Here is a 23,208-nt window from a genome sequence, read left to right on the forward strand (position 1 = left end):
TTGCGATCAAAACCTGCGAGAGAAATCAGGAATCCAAACAGATGTTCGTGGGGTATCTCACGAACATCTGCTTGGAGCGTTCGACCGTTCACGGACGCGACGGACCGCTCCCCTGTCGTGCCAGTTCTTCAAGCCGGCCGAGCGTATCCGTTTCGCGCTCCCAGCCTTCCGAGGCCAGCAACGACGAATCGCAGACCTGCGTCGCCACCAGAGCCTGCCACGCGGCCTGTCTGCCGGTGAGCGTGGCCAGCAGCCGGAACGGCCAGGCCGGTATGGGCAGAAGCCGCGCGGGCAGGCCGCATCCGCGCCGGAACGCGGCGATGATATCGGACATCGCAACCGGCGAAGCGTCGCCGAGCACATAGGTCGGGCGCGGCGGCGCGGGACGGGTCACAAGATGGGTCACCGCGCCGGCCACGGCGTCACCCGAGACGAGCGAACGAACCGCCGTCAGAGCGGCTGTCGGCAACGGCAGCCCGGTAGCCGCCAACCGTATAAGCCCACGCAGATTTCCCTTCATGCCTTCGCCATAGACCGGCGGCAGCCGCAGCGCCGTCGCGCCGTCGCGTCCGGCTGTCGCAAAAGCCTCCAGCATTGCGATCTCGCCTTCGCGCTTGGAGCGCCCATAGGCGCATTGCGGGGCAGGGGGCGTGGCTTCGTCGATGGTGCCGCTGAAACCGGGCCCCGCCACGGCGCGGATCGAGGAGAGATGGATGAAGCGCCCGTCGGTGCGCGTGGCGGCTGCCTGGGCGAGCCGTCCGGTAAGTGTCGCATTGGCAGTCCGAAAGTCGGCCGCGCCGGCGCTGCGATCATTGTTGAGCGCCGCGCAGTGGACGACATGCGTCACGTCGCGCATCAGCGCCAGAAACGCTTCCCGCGGCGCATCGGCGCCGGGCAGCGCGACGGCATCATTCGTGTCTGCCAGCCGTTGCGGCAGGCGCGAAGCGATCCGTATGTCGAATCCGGCTTCGTGCAACCGGCTGACGACCCGCCGCCCGATGAAACCTGTCGCGCCGGTGACTAGGACCTTCATGGTTGCGGGCTGGTGTCCGGCGCCATCGCGGGCGCGTCTTTGCCGGTCGGCGCGACCGTCCGGCCGGACGCAAGGTAGGTCCCGGAAATAAGGAACACCATCAGCACCGCGTCGAGGATATCGTGGCCGACAAGGATGCCGGCCATTCCGCCGATGAGATAGGTGATGACCGCGACAAGAACCATCGTCGCGCCGAACCGCTCCACCGGATCGGCGCGGATGCGCAGCGTCCTTGCCGCGTTCCAGGCGGCGACGATGAAGATCGACGCAAGGGCCAGCGCCCCCAGCAGGCCGGCCTCGACCATCGCGGTCAGGAAGCCGTTGTGAAAATGGCTGAAGCCTGCGCTTAGACCGAACCGGTCGTGAAGGCCCTGCTTCATCAGCGCGCGGCTGGCCGTGATGCCATGGCCGAAAATCGGCATCTCGCGAACCGCGGCAAAGCCGATTTCCCACATCGCCACGCGCAGGCCGAGCGCCGTCGAATGATCGCCATTGGCATTGAGCGCATCCCAGTCGCTGACCAGGAAGTCGGTTCGATCCAGCACGACGCGGGAGCCGATGACGGCGATCACAAGGGCGACCACGACGCCGATCGCCACGAAGCGCGCCATGCTGGCGCCGGTGAACCGGCGGCGGTTGATGAGAAGCACGACGATGCCGGCAATCGGCACGGCCACCCAGATCATGCGTGATCCCGAATAGACGATCGCCATGGTTCCGGCGATCGCCGCCAGGACCAACAGCTTCCAGCGTTTCTCGATACCCGACAGCGCGCCGGCGAGGCATGTCATGACGGTAAGGCAGGTAACGGTTGCGAAGACGATCGGGTTTCCGGCGCCGCCCTCGGCCCTCACGCCGAGCCAGTGATACTGGAATACGGCGATCGCCAGCGCGCCGAAGCAGGCCGCGGTGCTGGCCAGAATGGCGATGCGCGCGAGCGCATCCTTCTCCGTGATGCTCCAGGTCGAATAGGAAATCGGGAAAAGCAGGAAGGTGGTCAGCGGCAGGAAAAATCGCAAATCGGCGGCCAGCGTGCCGTTGACGATCGAAGCGAGAACCATGGCCGCGCAATAGGCGTAGATCGCGGCGGTCAAGGCGAGCATCGGCCCGTCGATGTTGAAGCGCCTCCGTTTCACGGCGAGCAGCAGCACGGACCACACGCCGCCGGCATTGAAGGTGATGCTGACCAGCGATCCAAGCACCGGCGGCGAAAAAAAGCAGACGATAGAGAAATAGAAATTGATCTGTGCGGGCGTGAGGTGGCGCCGGAGCTTTGTAAACGGGTTCAAATGCTTTGCTTCGCAATTTCCAGGTTGCGCCCGGATCTGCATCGAGCCAGCCAAAGGCCGTCTCGCCGATCTCCGCTTGCCGCGCCTTGCCCGTCCCCGAGCCCGTATAGCGGCTGGCGCCGCCTTGCGATAGTGTGGTCGACAATGTTCCGACAGAAAACCCTCGATCCGGCGAAGATCGGAAGCGCGGAATTCCCCAACGGCACGGCCTTTCCTCGCTTCGGCATTCTGACAGCCCGGCAGGATTTTCCGATTTGCCGGCCATGCTTGGAAAATTCGTTCTATAATGGCCTCGCGTCGCGCCGGTCTTGCATTGTTATTGGCGGCGCCGATCTGTTAGAACGCCCGCACGAAACAGTTTGTCCGAAGTGAAATTTGCGCCCGGGCGGCATGGAATTGCGCCTGCGATGCAAAATTTCCGATTGACGGCACGAGAGAACGCCCTCGCTCCATGAACATCGCGCTCACGCATCTGCAGCGGCTCGAGGCCGAATCCATCCACATCTTCCGCGAGGTTGCGGCGTCTTTCTCCAAGCCGGTGATGCTCTATTCGGTCGGCAAAGATTCTTCCGTGCTGATGCATCTGGCGATGAAGGCCTTCTATCCGGCCAAGCCGCCTTTCCCGTTCCTGCATGTCGACACCACCTGGAAATTCCGCGAGATGATCGCCTTTCGCGATCAGATGGCGCAGAAGCTCGGCTTCGACCTTTTGGTTCATGTCAACGAGGATGGCGTGCGCGAGGGCATCAATCCCTTCGACCACGGCTCCAACACCCATACCCACGTGATGAAGACGGTGGCGCTGCGCCAGGCGCTCGACAAATACGGCTTCGACGCGGCTTTCGGCGGCGCCCGCCGCGACGAGGAGAAGTCGCGCGCCAAGGAGCGCATCTTTTCCTTCCGCAACGCCCAGCATGCCTGGGACCCGAAAAACCAGCGGCCGGAAATGTGGAAGATCTTCAACACCCGCATCGCGCCGGGCGAATCGATCCGCGTCTTTCCGCTGTCCAACTGGACTGAGCTCGACATCTGGCAGTACATTCTGCAGGAGAACATCCCGATCGTACCGCTGTATTTCGCCAAGGAGCGGCCGGTGGTGGAGCGCGACGGCATGCTCATCATGAAGGATGATGACCGCATGCAGTTGCGCCCGGGCGAGACGGTCGAGAATCGCCTCGTGCGCTTCCGCACGCTGGGCTGCTACCCGCTGACCGGCGCGATCGAGTCCGACGCCGACACGCTGGAAGCGATCGTCGGCGAGATGCTGACCGCCCGCACCTCCGAGCGCCAGGGCCGCCTCATCGACCGCGACGAGGCCGGCTCGATGGAAAAGAAGAAGCGCGAGGGTTATTTCTGATAATGCGCCACATCATGGCCAAGAGCCTCGCCCCGACCGATCAGATCCGCAACTACATGGCCGCGCAGGAAAAGAAGTCGCTGCTGCGCTTCCTCACCTGCGGCTCGGTCGACGACGGCAAGTCGACGCTGATCGGCCGGCTGCTCTCCGACACCAAGCAGATCTTCGAGGATCAGCTTGCAGCGCTCGAGAAGGATTCGCGCAAGCATGGCACCACCGGCGACGACATCGACTTCGCGCTGCTGGTCGACGGGCTGGAGGCGGAGCGCGAGCAGGGCATCACAATCGACGTCGCCTATCGCTTCTTCGCCACGCCCAAGCGCAAGTTCATCGTCGCCGATACGCCCGGCCATGAGCAGTATACACGCAATATGGCGACGGGCGCCTCGACCGCCGATCTCGCCATCGTGCTGATCGATGCGCGCCAGGGCGTGCTGCGCCAGACCCGGCGCCATTCGATCATCGCCTCGCTGCTCGGCATCCGGCATATCGTGCTTGCGGTCAACAAGATCGACCTTGTCGGCTTCGATAAGGCCGTGTTCGACCGGATCGTCGCGGAGTATGACCAGTTCGCGCGGAAACTGGGCTTCGTGAGTGTCGTGCCGATCCCGATGTCGGCGCGTTTCGGCGACAACGTCACCAGCCGCTCCGAGCGCACGCCCTGGTATTCCGGGCCGTCACTGATCGAGCACCTGGAAACCGTGTCGGTCGACGAGGCCGCCGTCGAGCTGCCGTTCCGCTTCCCGGTCCAATATGTGAACCGGCCGAACCTCGATTTTCGCGGCTTTGCCGGCACCATTGCCTCAGGCACCGTTTCGCAAGGCGACGAGGTCGTCGTCGCGAAGTCCGGCAAGGCGTCCCGGGTCAAGCGCATCGTCGCGCAGGGCGGCGACCTCGAGCAGGCGGTGGCCGGCCAGGCGATCACGCTGGTCCTCGAGGACGAGGTGGAGGTGTCGCGCGGCAACCTGCTGGTGTCGCCATCCGCGCGGCCGCAGGTCGCCGACCAGTTCGCCGCCAACATCGTCTGGTTCGACGAGCAGGCCCTGCTGCCCGGCCGTTCCTACATCCTGCGCACCGAAACCGATCAGGTCAGCGCCACAGTCACCGAGCTCAAATACCGGGTCAACGTCAACGACTTCGCGCATGAGGCGGCGAAGTCGCTCGACATCAACGAGGTCGGCGTCTGCAACCTCTCGACGCGAGCTCCGATCGCCTTCGATCCGTTCGCCGAGAACCGCAACACCGGCGCCTTCATCCTGATCGACCGCATCACCAACGCCACCGTCGGCGCCGGCATGATCCTGCATTCGCTGCGCCGTGCCGAAAACATCCACTGGCAGTCGCTCGATGTCGGCAAGCGCGGCCGTTCCGATTTGAAGAACCAGCGCCCGGCCGTGTTTTGGTTCACCGGACTCTCCGGCTCCGGCAAGTCGACCATCGCCAACCTCTTCGAGAAGAAGCTGTTCGCATCCGGGCGCCACACTTATATCCTCGACGGCGATAATGTCCGCCACGGCCTTAACCGCGATCTCGGCTTCACCGACGCCGACCGCGTGGAGAACATCCGCCGCGTCGCCGAGGTGGCCAAGCTGATGGCCGACGCCGGACTGATCGTCATCGTCTCCTTCATCTCGCCTTTCAGTGCCGAACGGCGCATGGCGCGCGAATTGATGGCCGAGGGCGAGTTCGTCGAGGTCTTCGTCGACACGCCATTCGAGGAATGCGCACGCCGCGACCCGAAGGGCCTTTACGCACGCGCCTTGAGCGGCGAGATCAAGAATTTCACGGGCGTCGATTCTCCTTATGAGGCGCCAGAGAACCCGGAAATCCATCTCAAGACCCTCGGCAGGAGCCCGCAGGAAATGGCGGAAGCCCTGGAACGCTGGCTGACCGAGCGCGACATCGCCGAGGAGCAGTATGACAATGGCGGCGGCATCTGACGACGAGGCGATGCTGAGGGTCTTCGAACGCCTGGCGCTCGAGGCCGGCCGTGAGGTGATGCGAGTCTTCCACGAAGGCGGCGCTGTCGACAGCAAGCCGGATTCCTCGCCGGTCACGGAAGCCGACCGCGAAAGCGAGAAAATCATCCTGGCCGGCCTGCGCGCCGCCTACCCCGACATTCCCTGTGTGGCCGAGGAGGAGGTCGCCGCGGGTATCGCGACGCCCGACCTCGACGGCGCGTTTTTCCTGATCGATCCGCTCGACGGCACCAAGGAATTCGTCAACCGCCGCACCGATTTCACCGTCAACATCGCGCTCATCCGTCACGGCGTGCCGGAAATCGGCGTCGTGTTCGCGCCGTGCACCGGACGCTTCTTCAGTGGACGGCCGGGCAAGGCCGAGGCGCTGGAGGTCGATGCCGGTTATCGCATCACCGAACGCCGGCCGATCAATGTGCGCGAAGGCGGCACGCCGCTCGCAGTCGTGGCCAGCCGCTCGCACAACACGCCGGAAACCGAGGAATTCATCCGTGATCTCGGCGCCGCCGAGATCGTCTCGATCGGCTCGTCGCTGAAATTCTGCCTGCTCGCAGCGGCGGAAGCCGACGTCTATCCGCGCTTCGGCCGTACCATGGAATGGGACACGGCGGCAGGCGACGCGGTGCTGCGCGCCGCGGGCGGCATGACCCGCACGCTGGACGGCCAACCGCTAATCTACGGCAAGCGCAACCAGGTCGGCGACAGCGATTTCGCCAACCCGCATTTTATTGCGAGGGGGAAACGATAGGACCGGCCTGAAACCTACTCCGCCGAGGGTCCTTCCCCTCTGTCCGCCAACGTCTCGGCTTAAGCAGCCGCGACATGCGCCGAGTTCGATCCGATATAATTTCGGATCGTCTCGATGATGCGGTCCTGGTCGGCTTCGCTGAGATAGGCGTGCATCGGCAGGCAGAGGATCTGCTTCGGCAGTTCCTCCGAGACGGCAAGGCCGGTCGGCGTGCGCGCATAATGCTTGTAGGCGACCTGCTCGTGCAGCGGCTTCACGTAATAGATGACCGACGGGATGCCCTTTTCGCCGAGATGGGCCTTGAGCCCGTCGCGCTTCGGCGTCTCGATCGCATACTGCGCCCAGGCCGAGCGGCCGTGGCCGAGGTTGCGCGATGCCTTGACGATATCGCCGAGGCCCTTGGCATAGCGGTCGGCGACCGCTTGGCGCGCCACCATCTCTTCTTCGAGGATAGCGAGTTTCTCGATCAGGATCGCCGCCTGCAGCGTGTCGAGGCGCGAATTGATGCCGACGCGGACATTGTCATATTGCGTCTCGCCCTTGCCGTGGAAGGCGAAGGAACGGAGCTTGTCGGCCAGCGCGGCATCATTGGTGAACATCGCGCCGCCGTCGCCATAGCAGCCGAGGGGCTTCGCCGGATAAAAGCTGGTCGAGCCGACATGGCCGAAGGCGCCGCACATTTTGGCATCGGCGGAACCGCCCATCGACTGCGCGGCGTCCTCGATTACCAGGAGGTTCTCGCGCTTGGCGATCGCCATGATCGCCTCATAGTCCGCGGCAAGGCCGAACAGGTCGACCGGAATGATCGCCTTCGGCTTCAGCCTTCCTTCCTTCTTGATCATGTCGATCGCCGCTTCGAGGCTGGCGATGTCGATGTTGTAGGTGTCACGGTCGACATCGACGAAGATCGGCTCGGCTTTGGCCAGCGCCACCACTTCGGCGGTGGCCGCGAAGGTGAAGCTCGGCACGAACACTGCGTCCCCCGGACCGATGCCGGCGGCAAACAGCGGCAGGAGCAACGCATCGGTGCCGTTGGCGCAGGCGACCACATGCTCGACGCCCACATAGGCCGAGAGCTTATTCTCGAATTCGGTGACCTGGGGGCCGAGAATGTAGCGGCCTTCTTCGACCACCTTGTCGATAGCGGCCTTCAGCCGGTCGCGGATTCGTTCGCGCTGCGCGCCAAGATCGATGAACTGCATGTCGCCTCAAAATGCCAATGAACCGGCCCGCTGGTATCAGACTTGGTCGGGACGAGAAAGCCGGCCCGGGGCAACGCCAATTGCGCAAGTGTCGCAGCCTGTTACCGCCTTTTGCCGGCGCATTGCCCGAAGAAGCCGGAAAACCGGGCTAAACGAGCATTTTCAACGCCTTTTATCGCGCCGTCCCCCTTTTTGGAAACATAAAGTGATCGTCTGGGGAGCCCTTCGGCCAATCCGGACAACCGCTCAGGCGATCTCGTGCCGCCAGGGCGGGTTGGCGCCGGCCCGCGACACCGTCACCGCAGCCGCCTTGGCGCCGAGTTCCAGCGCCTTGCGGATTGCGTCCTCGGAGAGGCTGCCGATCGCTGCCTTGGAGAGCACGCCCTGTTCATGCAGCGAGGCCAGAATGCCGGCATTGAAGGTGTCGCCGGCGCCGACCGTGTCGACGACCTTCACCTTCTGCGGCATGACCATGACCTTGTGCGCCTTGCTGTAGCCGACGGCGCCTTCGCTGCCATGGGTAACGACGATAAGTTTCGGCCCGCGATCCAGCCAATTGCGCACCACGTCCTCATGTGAGCCGGCCTCGTCGAACCAGTTGAGGTCCTCGTCCGAGAGTTTGACGATGTCGGCCATCGCCATCATCTCGCGGATACGCCTGAGATGCTTCGCCTTGTCCGGGATGAAATTCGGCCGGATGTTGGGATCGAGCATCATCACCCGGCTTTCGTGCTCGCGCCGCATGAACTCCTCATAGGCGGACCCGGCCGGCTCGGAGATCAGGCTGATCGCGCCGAACAGCATCGCCTCGATCTCGGCGCCGAGCTTCGGCAGGTCTTCGATGGTGAGCATGCGCCCGGCGGTGTTCTCGTCATAGAAGGTGTATGTCGCCTGGCCGTTGGTGAGCCTCACGAAGGCAAGCGTGGTTGGCCGCGGCGAGGTGTGCGCATAGGTGGAGCTCACCTTGCTGGCGCCGAGCGCCTCGCGGAACTGCCCGCCGAACAGGTCGGAGGAGAGGCCGGAGAAGAAGCCGGCCGGAGCGCCGAGCCGGCCGAGCGCGATCGCCGAGTTGAACACCGCGCCGCCGACATAGGGCGCGAAGGCCGCTTCACCTTCCGTCGTGGTGCGCGGCAGCATGTCGATCAGGGCTTCGCCACAGCAAAGGATCATGTCGTCTTGGTCTCCGGCGGATGAATCACGCCCTTGCGGATGATGATGTTGGCAAAGAGCCTGGGTTCGCTGGTCGCCACGATCGCGTGCGCGGCCTTGACGCGTGCATAGAAGTCGGGCCCCGCCAGCGCAACCACCTTGCGGCCCGGCGCGCGCCTGGCGCAGACCGCTTCCATCTCGCGATGCACGGGGTCGGCCAGCGCCGGGTCTCCCTTCACCGAAGCGCGGAACAGTGCCTCCGGCACCGCCTCGTCCACCGGGAGCACACTGAGCACGGCGTCGAGCACCGGAATGACATGATGGCCATCCGCGCGGATCAGCCGTCGCGCCTGTTCCTCGGCCGGATAATTGCCGTCGACGATCGCGATTTCGTCGCCATGGCCCATTGCCCTAAGCGTCGCCAGGAACTGGGGCCCGAGCAGCGACGGGATACCGATCAACATGTCAGGCGCCCCCGGACGTGTTCGGTCCGATCAGGAAGCGCTCGGAAAGCGGCAGGCTGGCGCCGCCCATAGCGCGTGCGTGGATGCCGACCGTCCCCTCGCGAACGACAGGCAGCTTCAGCCCTTCGGCGTCGATGGTGGCGATCGCTTCCGTCACGGCATCGACCAGCCGGCGCCGCACATCGAGCGGCATCCAGCCGTCGATGACCGCCGCTTCGAAATCGATGACCGACGAGGCCGCGACAATGGCGTAGGCAAGCGCCCGCGAGGCGCTGGCAATCCACTCGTCGAGATCGGCGCCGATCTCGCCCCATTCCTGCGGCGAGGTCCAAAGATACGAGCCGTCGATGCCCTTTGCGGAGATCGCCCGTTCCAGCATCGCGATCGAAGCGACGTCGATGAGTTGCGTCGGCTTGCCGTCCGGGCCTGGCACCGGCATCGAGCCCAGCGCGCCGGCGTTGCCTTTGGGACCACTGTAGAGGCGGCCGTTGAGCACTATGCCGCCGCCGGCAAAGGCGCCGATGTAGAAATAGACGAAGTCGCGCGCTCCGCCCGCTCGCCCGAAGACGAGTTCCGCGCCGCAGGCCGATGTCGCGTCGTTCTGCAGGTAGACGGGGAACTCGCACTGCGCCTGGATGTCGGCACGGATGTCGCGATGGCGCCATTCGTCCATGATCTCGCGCGGCGCGCCCGCCGTGTCGGCCCAGTTCCACAGCTCGAACGGCATGGCGATGCCGAGTCCCGCAATGCGCTTGTCCTGAGCCGGCGTAAGCTCGCTTCGCATCGCCTTGATGCCGGCGGTGACGAACTCGACCGTCTCGCGCGGCGCGGGATAGCGGTAGGAATGCTGCAGCATGGCGCGCACATTGCCGAGGAAGTCGATCAGCACGAGCTCGGCCGAGCGCCGGCCGATCTTGAGGCCGATGAAGAAGGCGCCTTCCGGGTTGAGCGCCATCGGTATCGAAGGCTGGCCGATCTTGCCGCGCAGCGGCGCCTGGCGCACGAGCAGCTTGTCTTCCTCGAGCTCGCGCATGATGACCGACACCGTCTGGGCCGACAGCCCCGTCATGCGCGCAATATCGGATTTGGCCAGGCTGCCGTGCTGGCGCACCAGGGACAGCACGAGCCGCTCATTGTGGTCGCGCATGCCGCTCTGGTTGGTGCCGCGATGCAGCCGGCTTTCCATAGCCTCGGGCGAACCGTGCCTCGCAATGCCGGTCTCCACCCTGTTCCTCCCGTCTGTTTCCCCGCGACGCTTTTCGTTCAGAATGAGTGAACAACGCAAGTGTGTCAATAATAAATAAGAGTGATTTAATTATTGACAGCGGTTGCGGACTGGTGTCTTTTGACATTGCGCCCATGCTGGGAGAACTTCGGTGGGCGCTCCGCAGGCGCCGGTTGGCCGGCGCCGAAGGTGGTTCACTGGGAGGAAATCATGCGTAAATGGACTATCCTGAAGGCGGCCGTTGCCGGCCTTGCCTTTTACGGCGCGATGGCCACGGCCTCGTATGCCGCCGACATCGTCGGCCTGATCACCAAGACCGAAGGCAATCCGTTCTTCGTCAAGATGCGCGAGGGCGCGCAGGCCAAGGCCAAGGAGCTCGGCCTCACTCTGCAGACCTTTGCCGGCAAGTTCGACGGCGACAATGACAGCCAGGTCGCGGCCATAGAGAATCTGATCTCGGCCGGCGCCAAGGGCTTCGCCATCGTGCCGAGCGATTCCAGCGCCATCGTGCCGACGATCAAGAAGGCGCGAGAAGCCGGTCTCCTGGTCATCGTGCTCGACACACCGCTCGACCCGATCGATGCCGCGGATGCCACTTTCGCAACCGACAATTTCAAGGCCGGCGAACTGATCGGTGAGTGGGCCAAGGGCACGCTGGGCGACAAGGCCTCGAGCGCCAAGATCGCCTTCCTCGATCTCGCCACCAACCAGCCGACCGTCGACTATCTGCGCGACCAGGGCTTCATGAAGGGCTTCGGCATCGACATCAAGGATCCGAAGAAATACGGCGACGAGGACGACGCGCGCATCTGCGGCCACGAGATGACCGGCGGCGCCGAGGATGGCGGCCGCACCGCCATGGAGACGCTGCTGCAGAAGTGCCCGGACGTGAACGTCATGTACACGATCAACGAGCCGGCGGCGGCCGGCGGCTACCAGGCGCTCAAGGCGGCCGGCAAGGATGACGGCTCGGTGCTGGTGGTTTCGATCGACGGCGGTTGCCCGGGCGTCAAGAACGTCGCGGCCGGCGTCATCGGCGCGACCTCGCAGCAATACCCGCTGAAGATGGCCGCCATGGCCATGGAAGCGATCGAGAAATTCGCCAAGACCGGCGAGAAGCCGAAGCCGACCCCCGGCAAGGAATTCTTCGACACCGGCGCCACGCTGATCACCGATAAGCCCGTCAAGGGCGTCGAGTCGATCGACAGCAAGAAGGGCGCGGAACTTTGCTGGGGCTGATGCCTTCCTAAGACCCGCGATAAAGGACTAAGCTCACCGAAAGGGCGGCTCCGGCCGCCCTTTCCCGAAAACACGGGATCCTGGGAGGGGATAAATGAGTGACGACGCAACCGGCTCGGTCTCGGCCGAGCGCGGCCTTCAGGGCCACGACCAGTCCGTGGCGAGCTTCGACGAAGACCGCGGCTCGGCACTGAAGAACATCCAGCGCTTCCTGCATGAATATCCTACGGCCATCCCGTTCATCGTCCTGGTCATCGGTATTCTGATCTTTTCGATCGTGGCGGGCGGACGCTTCTTTGCGCCGTTCAATCTTTCGCTGGTGCTGCAGCAGGTCACCATCATCGCCTTTCTGGGCATCGCCCAGACGCTGGTCATCCTCACCGCCGGCATCGATCTTTCGGTCGGAGCCATGATGGTGCTGTCGTCCATCGTCATGGGCCGGCTGACCGTCACCTATGGCGTGCCGGTCGAACTGAGCTTCGTGCTGGGCCTGCTGACCGGCCTTGTCTGCGGCCTGATCAATGGCGTCCTGGTGGCGGTTATCAAGCTGCCGCCCTTCATCGTCACGCTCGGCACCTGGAGTGTCTACGGCGCGATGGTCATCTACGTCTCGCATTCCGAGACCGTACGCGCCCAGGACATTGAGGCGGCAGGACCGCTGCTGCAATGGCTGGGCCACACGATCAGACTGGGCGGCGGCGCCGTGCTGACCTACGGCGCCATGGCCATGATCCTGACGGCGTTGATCATCTGGTATGTATTGAACCGCACCGCCTTCGGCCGCCATGTCTACGCGACCGGTGACGACGACGAAGCCGCCCGTCTCGCCGGCATCAACACGCGCGGCGTGTTCATTGCCGTCTATACGCTCGCCGGTTTCATCTGCGCCGTCGCTGCCTGGGCGCTCATCGGCCGCATCGGTGCGGCAAGCCCGCTCGGCAACCAGACCGCCAACCTCGATGCCATCACGGCCGTGGTGATCGGCGGCACCTCGCTGTTCGGCGGCCGCGGCTCGCTGGTCGGCACGCTGTTCGGCGCGCTGATCGTCGGCGTCTTCCGCAATGGTCTCGCGCTCGCCGGTGTCGATTCGCTCTGGCAGGAGTTCACCGTCGGCATCCTCATCATCCTCGCCGTCACCATCGATCAGTGGATCAGGAAGATTTCGGCATGAGCACGCAGCAGCCAATTCTTCAGGCCAAAGGCCTCAACAAGCGCTACGGCAGGGTGGTCGCGCTCGACAACGCCGATTTCGATCTGATGCCCGGCGAGATCCTCGCCGTCATCGGTGACAACGGCGCCGGCAAGTCGACGCTGGTCAAGGCGCTGTGCGGCGCGGTCATCCCGGACTCCGGCGCGATCGAGCTCAACGGCCAGCCGGTGCATTTCCGCTCGCCAATCGAGGCGCGCATGGCCGGCATCGAGACCGTCTACCAGAACCTGGCGCTGTCGCCGGCGCTGTCTATCGCCGACAACATGTTTCTCGGCCGCGAGCTGCGCAAACCCGGCTTTGCCGGGCAATGGCTGCGCCGGCTCGACCGCTCGGCCATGGCGCGCATCGCCCGCGAGAAACTGTCCGAGCTCGGGCTGATGACGATCCAGAACATCAACCAGTCGGTCGAGACGCTGTCGGGCGGCCAGCGCCAGGGTGTTGCTGTTGCCCGCGCGGCCGCCTTCGGCAGCCGCGTCGTCATCATGGACGAACCGACCGCGGCGCTAGGCGTCAAGGAAAGCCGCCGCGTGCTGGAGCTGATGCTCGATGTGAAGAAGCGCGGCCTGCCGATCGTGCTCATCTCGCACAACATGCCGCATGTCTTCGAGGTGGCCGACCGTATCCATATTCACCGCCTGGGCCGTCGCCTCGCCGTCGTCGATCCGAAGCAATATACAATGTCCGATGCCGTCGCCTTCATGACCGGAGCCAAGGCTCCGCCGGAGGTTTTGGAGGTCTGATCGCGCCGTATCGTCGCGGTGGCCGGGGCAGGGGCGGTTGCTTAAATCGATTGAACCTATGCTGCAACGCGGTAAGATAAGCTGGGAGGAACGGTTAAAGCCGCTATGTTCAGGTCAGTTGAATGAGAGGCGAAATGAAATCCGCCATGACGATCGAAGCCCCGGTTCTCGACAATCCCGATCCCAAGACCCTTGCCGAAGAGGTCTTGATGTCGCTCAAATACCGGGTCGGCAAGGACACCACCGTCGCGACGCCCTATGATTGGCTGACGGCCTCGATCAAGGTTGTGCGCGACCGCATCGTCGACAACTGGATGCAGGCGACCAAGGAAGCCTACGACCAGCAGGAAAAGCGCGTCTATTATCTTTCGCTCGAATTCCTGATCGGCCGCCTGATGCGCGATGCCTTCTCCAATCTTGGCCTGATGGAGAACATGCGCGAGGCGCTGTCCTCGCTCGGCGTCGATCTCGACCTGATCGCTGGCCTCGAACCGGACGCGGCACTCGGCAATGGCGGCCTCGGCCGTCTCGCCGCCTGCTTCATGGAAAGCATGGCGACCGTCGACATTCCCGCCCATGGCTACGGCATCCGCTACGCCAACGGCATGTTCCGCCAGGAAATCCAGGGCGGCTGGCAGGTCGAGCTGCCGGAAACCTGGCTCGACCACGGCAATCCCTGGGAATTCGAACGGCGCGAGCGCTCCTTCGAGGTCGGCTTCGGCGGCTCGGTGGAATCGATCACCTCGAAGGATGGCCGGCTGGAACGCCATGTCTGGAAGCCGACCGAGCATGTCCTTGCGGTCGCCTACGACACACCGGTGGCCGGCTGGCGCGCCAGACGGGTCAACACGCTGAGGCTCTGGTCCGGCATGCCGATCGACCCGATCCTGCTCGACAAGTTCAACGCCGGCGACCACATCGGCGCGCTGGCCGAAAGCAACAAGGCCGACGCGCTGTCGCGCGTGCTCTACCCGGCCGATTCCCACGTGGCCGGCCAGGAGCTGAGGCTGCGGCAGGAATATTTCTTCTCGACCGCTTCGCTGCAGGATATCGTCCAGCGGCATTTGAGCCAGTATGGCGACCTGAAATCGCTGCCCGACAAGGCGGCGATCCACCTCAACGACACCCATCCCGCAGTCGCCGTGCCGGAGCTGATGCGGCTTCTGATGGACGTCCACGGCATGGATTTCGATCTTGCCTGGGACATCACCAAGCGCACCTTCGCCTACACCAACCACACGCTGTTGCCCGAGGCTCTGGAAAGCTGGCCGGTGCCGCTCTTCGAGCGGCTTTTGCCGCGCCACATGCAGATTGTCTACGCCATCAATGCGCAGGTGCTGCTCGAGGCCCGCGCCACCAACCAGTTCTCGGGCGATCAGATCGCCCGCATTTCGCTGATCCAGGAAAATGGCGACCGCCGCGTGCGCATGGGCAATCTGGCCTTCGTCGGCTCGCATTCGATCAATGGCGTCTCGGCGCTCCACACCGAGCTGATGAAGGAAACGGTGTTCGCCGATCTCCACAAGCTCTATCCCGACCGCATCAACAACAAGACCAACGGCATCACGCCCAGACGCTGGCTGATCCAGTGCAATCCCGGCCTGACCTCGCTTGCCCGCGAGGCGATCGGCGACCGCTTCATGGACGACATCGAGAGGATCAAGGATCTCGATCCGCTCGCTGACGACGCGGCTTTCCGCGAGAAGTTCGCCGGCGTGAAGCGGCAGAACAAGGCGCGGCTCGCCAACCTCGTCGCCGATCGGCTGGGCATCAGGCTAGACCCGTCGGCGCTGTTCGACATTCAGGTCAAGCGCATCCACGAATACAAGCGCCAGCTGCTCAATATCCTGGAGGCGATCGCGCTTTACGACCAGATCCGCTCGCATCCCGAGCGGGACTGGATGCCGCGCGTTAAATTCTTCGGCGGCAAGGCGGCGCCCAGCTACCACAACGCCAAGCTGATTATCAAACTGGCCAATGATGTCGCCAAAGTCATCAACGGCGATCCGTCGGTGCGCGGCTTGCTGAAGGTCGTGTTCGTGCCGAACTACAATGTCAGCCTGGCCGAGGCGATGATGCCGGCCGCCGACCTTTCCGAGCAGATCTCGACCGCCGGCATGGAGGCGTCGGGCACCGGCAACATGAAATTCGCGCTGAACGGCGCGCTGACGATCGGCACGCTCGACGGCGCCAATGTCGAGATCAAGGAACATGTCGGCGACGACAACATCTTCATCTTCGGCCTCACCACGGCCGAAGTCGCCGACCGGCGCAACAATGGTTACGATCCGCGCGGCGTGATCGAGGCCTCGTCCGAGCTGTCGCAGGCGGTGTCGGCCATTTCCTCCGGCGTCTTCTCGCCCGACGATCCCGGCCGCTATCGCGACCTGATGAATGGCCTGTACCAGAGCGACTGGTTCATGGTGGCGGCCGATTTCGATTCGTACGCTGCCTGCCAGCGCGAGGTGGATGCCGTTTGGCGCAACAGCCCCGACTGGTACGCGCGAGCCATCCGCAACGTCGCCCGCGCGTCGGCTGGTTCTCATCCGATCGCACCATCCGCCAATATGCGAAAGAAATCTGGAACGTACCCGTCTGATATGATTGCATGAGCCACAACCAATGTGGTCCAGGTGCATGTCGCCCAAAAGTGCGTAGCGGTTTTGGGGCCACGACATGCACCGAGCCAAAGAACAGCGCGTGCCGCACCAGGGTATGCGCCAGAACAAGGTGCCCGGGGAGGGCGACCGCTTGATGAGGAAGCCGCGCGCGACCGCTGCGACAAGCGGGCCGGACGGACTGGCGCCAGCCGGCGATGTCGCGGCGATTGTCGCCGGAACGCATGGCGATCCTTTCGCGGTTCTGGGCGTGCATGAAGCCGGCAAGGGCTTCGTCGCCCGCTGCTTCGTGCCCAACGCCGAATTCGTTACGGCCTATACGCTGACTGGCAAGGAGGCCGGCGAGCTTTCCCGCCGCGACGATGCCGGCTTCTTCGAGGGCAAGGTCTCGATCCGCAAGCGCCAGCCGCTGCGCTATCACGCCGGGAATGCCGGCGGCGACTGGTGGCTGACCGACCCCTATTCCTTCGGCCCGGTACTCGGCCCGATGGACGATTACTATATGGCCGAGGGCTCGCACTTAAGGCTCTTCGACAAGCTCGGCGCCCATATCATCGATCATGAAGGCGCCACCGGCGTGCATTTCGCCGTCTGGGCACCCAATGCCCGGCGCGTCTCCGTAGTCGGCGCCTTCAACGACTGGGACGGCCGCCGCCACACCATGCGCGACCGCAAGGACACCGGCATCTGGGAGCTGTTCATTCCCGATCTCGTCGCCGGCCAGCCCTACAAATTCGAGATCATCGCGCCCGACGGCGTGCGCCTGCCGTTGAAGGCCGATCCGTTCGCATTCGAGTCGGAACTGCGCCCGGCGACCGCCTCCGTGACGGCGCCGCCGATGGCGCATCAATGGGGCGACGAGGCGCATCGCAATTATTGGCAGAAAGCCGATCCCCGGCGCGAAGCGATCTCGATCTACGAGGTCCATGCCGGCTCCTGGCAGCGTCGCGATGACGGCACGTTCCTCACTTGGGACGAGCTCGCCGCGCGCCTGATCCCCTACGTGGTCGACACCGGCTTCACCCATATCGAGTTCCTGCCGATCTCGGAGCACCCTTACGACCCGTCCTGGGGCTACCAGACCACCGGCCTCTATGCGCCGACGGCCCGTTTCGGCGACCCCGGCGGCTTCGCCCGCTTCGTCGACGGCGCGCATCGCGCCGGCATCGGCGTCATTCTCGACTGGGTGCCGGCGCATTTTCCGGTCGACGAGCACGGGCTGGTGAAGTTCGACGGCACCGCGCTCTACGAGCACGCCGATCCGCGCCAGGGCTTTCACCCCGACTGGAACACCGCCATCTACAATTTCGGCCGCCGCGAGGTGGTGTCGTTCCTCGTCAACAACGCGCTGTTCTGGGCCGAGAAATACCATGTCGACGGCCTGCGCGTCGATGCGGTCGCCTCGATGCTCTACCTCGATTATTCGCGCAAGGCGGGCGAATGGATCCCCAATGAGAAGGGCGGGCGCGAAAACCTGCAGGCGGTCAGCTTCCTGCAGAAAATGAACAAGGAGCTTTACGGCCACCACCCCGGTGTGATGACGATCGCCGAGGAATCGACCTCATGGCCGAAAGTGTCGCATCCCGTGCATGAAGGCGGCCTCGGCTTTGGCTTCAAGTGGAACATGGGCTTCATGCACGACACCCTGGAGTATCTCTCCAAGGAGCCGATCTACCGCAAGCACCACCACAACGACATCACCTTCGGCCTGGTCTACGCCTTCTCGGAAAATTTCGTGCTGCCGCTTTCGCATGACGAGGTCGTGCACGGCAAAGGCACGCTGCTGCACAAGATGGCCGGCGACGATTGGCAGAAGTTTGCGACGCTCCGCGCCTATTACGCCTTCATGTGGGGCTATCCCGGCAAGAAGCTTTTGTTCATGGGCCAGGAATTCGCCCAGCGCCGCGAGTGGAGCGAGGAACGCGCGCTCGACTGGAGCCTGCTCGAATTCGCGCCGCATCGCGGCGTCTGGCAGACGGTGCGCGACCTGAACTACCTCTACCGCTCGCGCCCGGCGCTGCATGCGCGCGACTGCGAGCCGGAAGGCTTCTCCTGGCTGATCGTCGACGACCGCGACAATTCGGTCTTCGCCTGGCTGCGCAGCGCGCCGGACGGCAACCCGATCGCCGTCATCGCCAATTTCACGCCGGTGCCGCGCGAGAACTATCGCGTGCCGCTGCCGAAGGCTGGAAAGTGGCGCGAAATCATCAATACGGACGCCGCCGATTATGGCGGCTCCGGCATGGGCAATGGCGGCATGGTCGAAGCGAGCGGGGAAGGGGGCGGCATATCGGCGACGATGCTTCTGCCGCCGCTGTCGACGATCATGCTGGAATTCGCCACGGACTGAAGCAGATGGTGTCTCATCCTGACCTCGCAACGGTCCGGGCAGCTTGTTTGGGAGGGTAACAGAATGGCAGAGATCAAAAGAACCCAGCCGCTGGCACGCGATGCCATGGCCTATGTGCTGGCCGGCGGTCGCGGCAGCCGCCTCAAGGAACTGACCGACCGGCGTGCCAAACCCGCCGTCTATTTCGGCGGCAAGACGCGCATCATCGACTTTGCCCTCTCCAATGCGCTGAACTCAGGCATCCGCCGCCTCGGCGTCGCCACCCAATATAAGGCGCATTCGCTGATCCGCCACCTGCAGCGCGGCTGGAACTTCCTGCGGCCTGAGCGAAACGAAAGCTTCGACATCCTGCCGGCATCGCAGCGCGTCTCGGAAACGCAATGGTATGAAGGCACGGCCGACGCGGTCTACCAGAACATCGACATCATCGAGGCCTATGGGCCCGAATACATGGTCATCCTCGCCGGCGACCACATCTACAAGATGGATTACGAGCTGATGCTGCGCCAGCATGTCGACGCCGGCGCCGACGTCACCGTCGGCTGCCTGGAGGTGCCGCGCATGGAGGCGACCGGCTTCGGCGTCATGCATGTCGATGCCAAGGACAACATCATCGCCTTCGTCGAAAAACCGGCCGATCCGCCGGGCATTCCGGACAAGCCGGAATTTGCGCTCGCCTCGATGGGCATCTACGTCTTCAAGACCAAGTTCCTTATGGAGCAATTGCGCCGCGACGCGGCCGAGCCCGGCTCCAGCCGCGACTTCGGCAAGGACATCATCCCCTATATCGTCCAGCACGGTAAGGCGATCGCCCACCGCTTCGCCAAGTCCTGCGTGCGTTCCTCGCATGAGGCCGAGCCGTACTGGCGCGACGTCGGGACCGTGGACGCCTATTGGGAAGCCAATATCGACCTGACCGACGTCACGCCCGAGCTTGACCTCTACGACCGCGACTGGCCGATCTGGACCTATGCCGAATTGAAGCCGCCGGCAAAGTTCGTGCATGACGAGGATGGCCGCCGCGGCGAGGCGATCTCCTCGCTGGTGTCCGGCGATTGTATCGTCTCCGGCGCTTCGCTGCGCCGAAGCCTGATCTTCACCGGCGCCCGCATCAATTCCTATTCCAAGCTCGAGGAAGTGGTGATGCTGCCCGACGTCCAGGTCGGTCGCAACGCCCGCCTCAAGCGCGTCGTCATCGACCATGGCGTACACATCCCGGAGGGGCTGGTGGTCGGCGAGGATCCGGCGCTCGACGCCAAGCGCTTTCGGGTGTCGGAAAAGGGCATCTGCCTGATCACTCAGGACATGGTCAACAAGCTGTCAACCTGATCGATAGGCTGTCGGTTCGGTTAGCTGTCGGTCCCATCACCAAGTTGTCACTTTAGCAGTGGATCGTTAGACGCATGCAGGTTCTGTCGGTCACGCCCGAAATCTTTCCGCTGATCAAGACCGGCGGGCTTGCCGACGTGACCGGCGCCCTGCCGATCGCGCTGGCCGGGAAGGGCGTGGCGATGCGCACGCTGGTCCCCGGCTATCCTGTCGTGATGGCCGCCTTCGCCAAGAAGAAACCCGTCTACCAGTACCCGCTGCTGCAGGGCGGCAAGGCTTCGATCCATGCGGTCAAGGTCGGCGACCTCGATCTCTTCGTGCTCGACGCGCCGCATCTCTTCGATCGCCAGGGCGGCCCTTACGGCACCGCTTCCGGCGCTGACTGGCCCGACAATTGGCGGCGCTTCGCGGCGCTCAGCCAGGCCGGCGGCGACATCGCGGGCGGCGCGATCTCCGGCTACCAGCCCGACATCGTGCACGCGCATGATTGGCAGTCGGCGATGACGCTCGCCTATATGCGCTACGGCAAGGCAGTCGGCGTGCCGTCGCTTATCACCGTGCACAACCTGGCCTTCCAGGGCCAGTTCGGTGCCGGCATCTTCGGCGAACTCGGCCTCCCGGGCGTGGCTATGCAGCTCGACGGTGTCGAATATTACGGCGGCGTCGGCTTTCTCAAGGCCGGTCTCCAGGCGGCCTGGGCTATCACCACGGTGAGCCCGACCTATGCGCAGGAGATACGCTCGCCGGAATTCGGCATGGGCCTCGACGGCCTGATCAACATGCGCGCCAGCGACCTCTACGGCATCGTCAACGGCATCGATGTCGATATCTGGAACCCTCAGACCGACAAGCATCTGGTCGCCAATTATTCGGCCGAAACGCTTACAGCGCGGGCCAAGAACCGCAAAGCGGTCGAAGAGCGGTTCGGCCTGGAGGTGGACGGCAGCCCGATCGTCTGCGTCGTCAGCCGGCTGACCTGGCAGAAGGGCATGGACATTCTGGCGGCGGTCGTCGACGGCATCGTTCAGCGGGGGGCGCGGCTGGCGATTCTTGGGTCGGGCGATGCCGGCCTCGAAGGTTCGCTCCTTGCCGCGGCCGCGCGGCACCGGGGTCGCGTCGGCGTCGTCATCGGTTATGACGAAAGCCTCTCCCACATCATGCAGGCCGGCTGCGACGCAATCGTCATCCCGTCGCGTTTCGAGCCTTGCGGGCTGACGCAGCTCTATGGCCTGCGCTATGGCTGCGTTCCGGTCGTCGCCCGCACTGGCGGCCTCGCCGACACCATCATCGACGCCAACGAGGCCGCACTTTCGGCGGGCGTCGCCACCGGTTTCCAGTTCGCGCCGAACGATGGCGGCGCACTGCTGCATACCATCCGGCGGTTGGTCGAGGCGCATGCGCGGCCGGCGGTCTGGGCCTCGATCCAGCGCCAGGGTATGAAGGCCGATGTCTCCTGGGACAAAAGCGCCGAAAAATATGTCGAACTTTATCGCTTGCTGCTTTCGAAAAGGGCTGCCTGAGGCATGATCAAAACCGTCCCCACCAAACCCTATACCGACCAGAAGCCGGGCACCTCCGGCCTGCGCAAGAAGGTGCCCGTGTTCCAGCAGGAGCACTATGCCGAGAACTTCATCCAGTCGATCTTCGATGCGCTGGACGGTTTTCAGGGCAAGACGCTGGTGATCGGCGGCGACGGCCGCTTCTACAACCGCGAGGTCATCCAGAAGGCCATTGCCATTGCCGCCGGCAATGGCTTCGGCAAGGTGATGGTCGGGCAGGGGGGGATTCTCTCGACCCCCGCCGCCTCCAACATCATCCGCAAATACAAGACCTTCGGCGGCATCATCCTGTCGGCCAGCCACAACCCTGGCGGCCCGCATGAGGATTTCGGCATCAAATACAATGCCGGCAATGGCGGCCCGGCGCCGGAAAAGATCACCGATGCGATCTTCGCCAAGTCGAAGGAGATCAAGAGTTTCAAGATCGCCGATATCGGCGAGATCGACATCGATAAAATCGGCACCGTCAAGGCCGGCGACATGACGGTCGAGATCTTCGACCCGGTCAAGGATTATGCCGAGCTGATGGAAAGCCTGTTCGACTTCGAGGCGCTGCGGAAGCTCTTCAAATCGGGCTTCCGCATGCGCTTCGACGCCATGCACGCCGTGACCGGCCCCTATGCCAAGGAAATATTGGAGCATCGGCTCGGCGCCCCGGACGGCACCTGCCGCAACTTCAAGCCGTTGCCGGATTTCGGCGGCCATCACCCGGATCCGAACCTTGTGCACGCAAAGCATCTCTATGACGAGATGATGGGGCCGGACGCGCCGGACTTCGGTGCGGCCTCGGATGGAGACGGCGACCGCAATTTGATCATCGGCAGGGGCATCTTCGTTACGCCGTCGGACTCGGTGGCGATGCTTGCCGCCAATGCCAAACTGGCGCCGGGCTACAAGGACGGCCTGAAGGGCATTGCCCGCTCCATGCCGACCAGCGGAGCGGCCGACCGCGTGGCGGAAGAGCTCGGCATCGGCATCTACGAGACGCCGACCGGCTGGAAGTTCTTCGGCAACCTGCTCGACGCCGGCATGGCGACGATTTGCGGCGAGGAAAGCGCCGGCACCGGCTCCAACCATGTGCGCGAGAAGGACGGGCTGTGGGCCGTGCTTCTATGGCTCAACATCCTCGCCGCGCGCGGCGAAAGCTGCAAGGACATCGTCACCAAACATTGGGAGACCTACGGCCGCAACTACTATTCGCGCCACGACTATGAGGAGGTCGAGAGCGATCGCGCCAATGCGCTGGTGGATGAGCTGCGCGCCAAGCTCGCCTCGCTGCCCGGCACGACCGTGCGTGGCCTGAAAATCGCCAAGGCCGATGATTTCGCCTATCACGATCCGGTCGACGGTTCGGTAAGCGAGCATCAGGGCATCCGGATCCTGTTCGAGGGCGGCTCGCGCGTGGTGCTGCGCCTCTCCGGCACCGGCACGTCCGGCGCGACGCTGCGCGTCTATATCGAGCGCTACGAGCCGGACAAGCAAAGGCACGACCTCGACACCCAGGAAGCGCTCGCCGACCTCATCGCCGCCGCCGATGACATTGCCGGCATCAAGAGCCACACCGGCCGCAACAAGCCGAGCGTGATTACTTGAGGGGGGTGCGGAGCGCCTTCCCTTCCCCCCTTGTGGGGGAAGGTGGATCGGCGCGCAGCGCCGAGACGGATGAGGGGTGTTGGCCGGATCGCCGTCATCGCCAAGCTGGAGCACCCCTCATCCG

General features: G+C 64.1%; 16 protein-coding genes and 1 pseudogene. 11 read left to right on the plus strand and 6 right to left on the minus strand.

The window, feature by feature from the left end:
• Nucleotides 1–88: 88 nt before the first annotated feature.
• Together ACVMIM_RS14720 and ACVMIM_RS14725 are read right to left on the minus strand one after the other, a co-directional pair.
• Entirely contained in the window at nt 89–1,033 is a 945-nt protein-coding gene (locus ACVMIM_RS14720) for an NAD-dependent epimerase/dehydratase family protein (RefSeq protein WP_476112782.1), read from the minus strand.
• The gene (locus tag ACVMIM_RS14725; RefSeq protein ID WP_476112784.1) at nt 1,030–2,322 is read right to left on the minus strand and encodes an O-antigen ligase family protein; all 1,293 of its coding nucleotides are present in this window, start codon (nt 2,320–2,322) and stop codon (nt 1,030–1,032) included. The genes ACVMIM_RS14720 and ACVMIM_RS14725 overlap by 4 nt, the downstream gene beginning before the upstream one ends.
• A 451-nt stretch (nt 2,323–2,773) precedes the next feature.
• Between ACVMIM_RS14725 and cysD the strand changes: the two genes are divergently transcribed.
• Genes cysD through cysQ form a run of 3 tightly spaced genes read left to right on the plus strand, consistent with a single transcriptional unit; the run spans nt 2,774 to nt 6,406 of the window.
• Nucleotides 2,774–3,679, plus strand: coding sequence for a sulfate adenylyltransferase subunit CysD (cysD, locus tag ACVMIM_RS14730; protein ID WP_476112785.1), 906 nt, complete (start codon nt 2,774–2,776; stop codon nt 3,677–3,679).
• 2 nt (nt 3,680–3,681) lie between these two features.
• Nucleotides 3,682–5,619 (plus strand): sulfate adenylyltransferase subunit CysN, encoded by a 1,938-nt coding sequence (cysN, locus tag ACVMIM_RS14735; protein ID WP_476112787.1) that lies wholly within the window; start codon nt 3,682–3,684, stop codon nt 5,617–5,619.
• Nucleotides 5,620–5,629: 10 nt separating this feature from the next.
• A complete protein-coding gene (cysQ, locus tag ACVMIM_RS14740) occupies nt 5,630–6,406 on the plus strand; it encodes a 3'(2'),5'-bisphosphate nucleotidase CysQ (RefSeq protein ID WP_476117231.1) in 777 nt (258 codons plus the stop codon).
• 59 nt (nt 6,407–6,465) lie between these two features.
• On the opposite strand, the gene ACVMIM_RS14745 is transcribed toward cysQ, so the two are convergent.
• The 4 genes from ACVMIM_RS14745 to ACVMIM_RS14760 form a co-directional block, all read right to left on the minus strand.
• Nucleotides 6,466–7,608: a DegT/DnrJ/EryC1/StrS family aminotransferase gene (locus ACVMIM_RS14745; RefSeq protein ID WP_476112789.1), complete on the minus strand. Its 1,143-nt coding sequence runs from the start codon at nt 7,606–7,608 to the stop codon at nt 6,466–6,468.
• Between the two features lie 246 nt (nt 7,609–7,854).
• Nucleotides 7,855–8,778 (minus strand): carbohydrate kinase family protein, encoded by a 924-nt coding sequence (locus ACVMIM_RS14750; protein ID WP_476112790.1) that lies wholly within the window; start codon nt 8,776–8,778, stop codon nt 7,855–7,857.
• Nucleotides 8,775–9,221, minus strand: a complete 447-nt coding sequence (locus ACVMIM_RS14755) for an RbsD/FucU family protein (protein ID WP_041002310.1) — start codon at nt 9,219–9,221, stop codon at nt 8,775–8,777. Before ACVMIM_RS14755 ends, ACVMIM_RS14750 begins: the two co-directional genes overlap by 4 nt.
• A gap of 1 nt (nt 9,222) precedes the next feature.
• A complete protein-coding gene (locus ACVMIM_RS14760; RefSeq protein WP_041002308.1) occupies nt 9,223–10,446 on the minus strand; it encodes an ROK family transcriptional regulator in 1,224 nt (407 codons plus the stop codon).
• Between the two features lie 210 nt (nt 10,447–10,656).
• Here ACVMIM_RS14760 and ACVMIM_RS14765 point away from each other — a divergent pair, with 210 nt between their 5' ends.
• The 8 genes and pseudogenes from ACVMIM_RS14765 to ACVMIM_RS14800 all read left to right on the plus strand — a co-directional run bounded on the left by ACVMIM_RS14765 (nt 10,657) and on the right by ACVMIM_RS14800 (nt 23,084).
• Nucleotides 10,657–11,685 (plus strand): sugar ABC transporter substrate-binding protein, encoded by a 1,029-nt coding sequence (locus ACVMIM_RS14765; protein WP_278049642.1) that lies wholly within the window; start codon nt 10,657–10,659, stop codon nt 11,683–11,685.
• A gap of 94 nt (nt 11,686–11,779) precedes the next feature.
• A complete protein-coding gene (locus ACVMIM_RS14770; RefSeq protein WP_476112793.1) occupies nt 11,780–12,856 on the plus strand; it encodes an ABC transporter permease in 1,077 nt (358 codons plus the stop codon).
• Nucleotides 12,853–13,635 (plus strand): ATP-binding cassette domain-containing protein, encoded by a 783-nt coding sequence (locus ACVMIM_RS14775; protein WP_476112795.1) that lies wholly within the window; start codon nt 12,853–12,855, stop codon nt 13,633–13,635. Before ACVMIM_RS14770 ends, ACVMIM_RS14775 begins: the two co-directional genes overlap by 4 nt.
• Before the next feature lie 134 nt (nt 13,636–13,769).
• Nucleotides 13,770–16,234, plus strand: a pseudogene (locus tag ACVMIM_RS14780) (glycogen/starch/alpha-glucan phosphorylase).
• Between the two features lie 155 nt (nt 16,235–16,389).
• Complete coding sequence (glgB, locus tag ACVMIM_RS14785) at nt 16,390–18,603, plus strand: 1,4-alpha-glucan branching protein GlgB (RefSeq protein ID WP_476117233.1); 2,214 nt, start codon at nt 16,390–16,392, stop codon at nt 18,601–18,603.
• A 63-nt stretch (nt 18,604–18,666) separates the two neighbouring features.
• Nucleotides 18,667–19,932, plus strand: a complete 1,266-nt coding sequence (gene glgC / locus ACVMIM_RS14790) for a glucose-1-phosphate adenylyltransferase (RefSeq protein WP_278049639.1) — start codon at nt 18,667–18,669, stop codon at nt 19,930–19,932.
• Between the two features lie 74 nt (nt 19,933–20,006).
• Nucleotides 20,007–21,452, plus strand: coding sequence for a glycogen synthase GlgA (gene glgA / locus ACVMIM_RS14795; protein WP_476112797.1), 1,446 nt, complete (start codon nt 20,007–20,009; stop codon nt 21,450–21,452).
• A 3-nt stretch (nt 21,453–21,455) separates the two neighbouring features.
• Nucleotides 21,456–23,084, plus strand: a complete 1,629-nt coding sequence (locus ACVMIM_RS14800) for an alpha-D-glucose phosphate-specific phosphoglucomutase (RefSeq protein WP_476112799.1) — start codon at nt 21,456–21,458, stop codon at nt 23,082–23,084.
• Nucleotides 23,085–23,208 lie beyond the last annotated feature (124 nt).

The sequence above is a fragment of the Mesorhizobium sp. USDA 4413 genome, assembly GCF_056280365.1.

What these genes read in the sequence shown, in the direction of transcription:
- ACVMIM_RS14720 (WP_476112782.1), bottom strand. Translation starts at nt 1,033, where the DNA reads ATGAAGGTCCTAGTCACCGGCGCGACAGGTTTCATCGGGCGGCGGGTC.
- cysD (WP_476112785.1), top strand. Translation starts at nt 2,774, where the DNA reads ATGAACATCGCGCTCACGCATCTGCAGCGGCTCGAGGCCGAATCCATC.
- cysN (WP_476112787.1), top strand. Translation starts at nt 3,682, where the DNA reads ATGCGCCACATCATGGCCAAGAGCCTCGCCCCGACCGATCAGATCCGC.
- cysQ (WP_476117231.1), top strand. Translation starts at nt 5,630, where the DNA reads ATGCTGAGGGTCTTCGAACGCCTGGCGCTCGAGGCCGGCCGTGAGGTG.
- ACVMIM_RS14745 (WP_476112789.1), bottom strand. Translation starts at nt 7,608, where the DNA reads ATGCAGTTCATCGATCTTGGCGCGCAGCGCGAACGAATCCGCGACCGG.
- ACVMIM_RS14750 (WP_476112790.1), bottom strand. Translation starts at nt 8,778, where the DNA reads ATGATCCTTTGCTGTGGCGAAGCCCTGATCGACATGCTGCCGCGCACC.
- ACVMIM_RS14755 (WP_041002310.1), bottom strand. Translation starts at nt 9,221, where the DNA reads ATGTTGATCGGTATCCCGTCGCTGCTCGGGCCCCAGTTCCTGGCGACG.
- ACVMIM_RS14765 (WP_278049642.1), top strand. Translation starts at nt 10,657, where the DNA reads ATGCGTAAATGGACTATCCTGAAGGCGGCCGTTGCCGGCCTTGCCTTT.
- ACVMIM_RS14770 (WP_476112793.1), top strand. Translation starts at nt 11,780, where the DNA reads ATGAGTGACGACGCAACCGGCTCGGTCTCGGCCGAGCGCGGCCTTCAG.
- ACVMIM_RS14775 (WP_476112795.1), top strand. Translation starts at nt 12,853, where the DNA reads ATGAGCACGCAGCAGCCAATTCTTCAGGCCAAAGGCCTCAACAAGCGC.
- glgB (WP_476117233.1), top strand. Translation starts at nt 16,390, where the DNA reads ATGAGGAAGCCGCGCGCGACCGCTGCGACAAGCGGGCCGGACGGACTG.
- glgC (WP_278049639.1), top strand. Translation starts at nt 18,667, where the DNA reads ATGGCAGAGATCAAAAGAACCCAGCCGCTGGCACGCGATGCCATGGCC.
- glgA (WP_476112797.1), top strand. Translation starts at nt 20,007, where the DNA reads ATGCAGGTTCTGTCGGTCACGCCCGAAATCTTTCCGCTGATCAAGACC.
- ACVMIM_RS14800 (WP_476112799.1), top strand. Translation starts at nt 21,456, where the DNA reads ATGATCAAAACCGTCCCCACCAAACCCTATACCGACCAGAAGCCGGGC.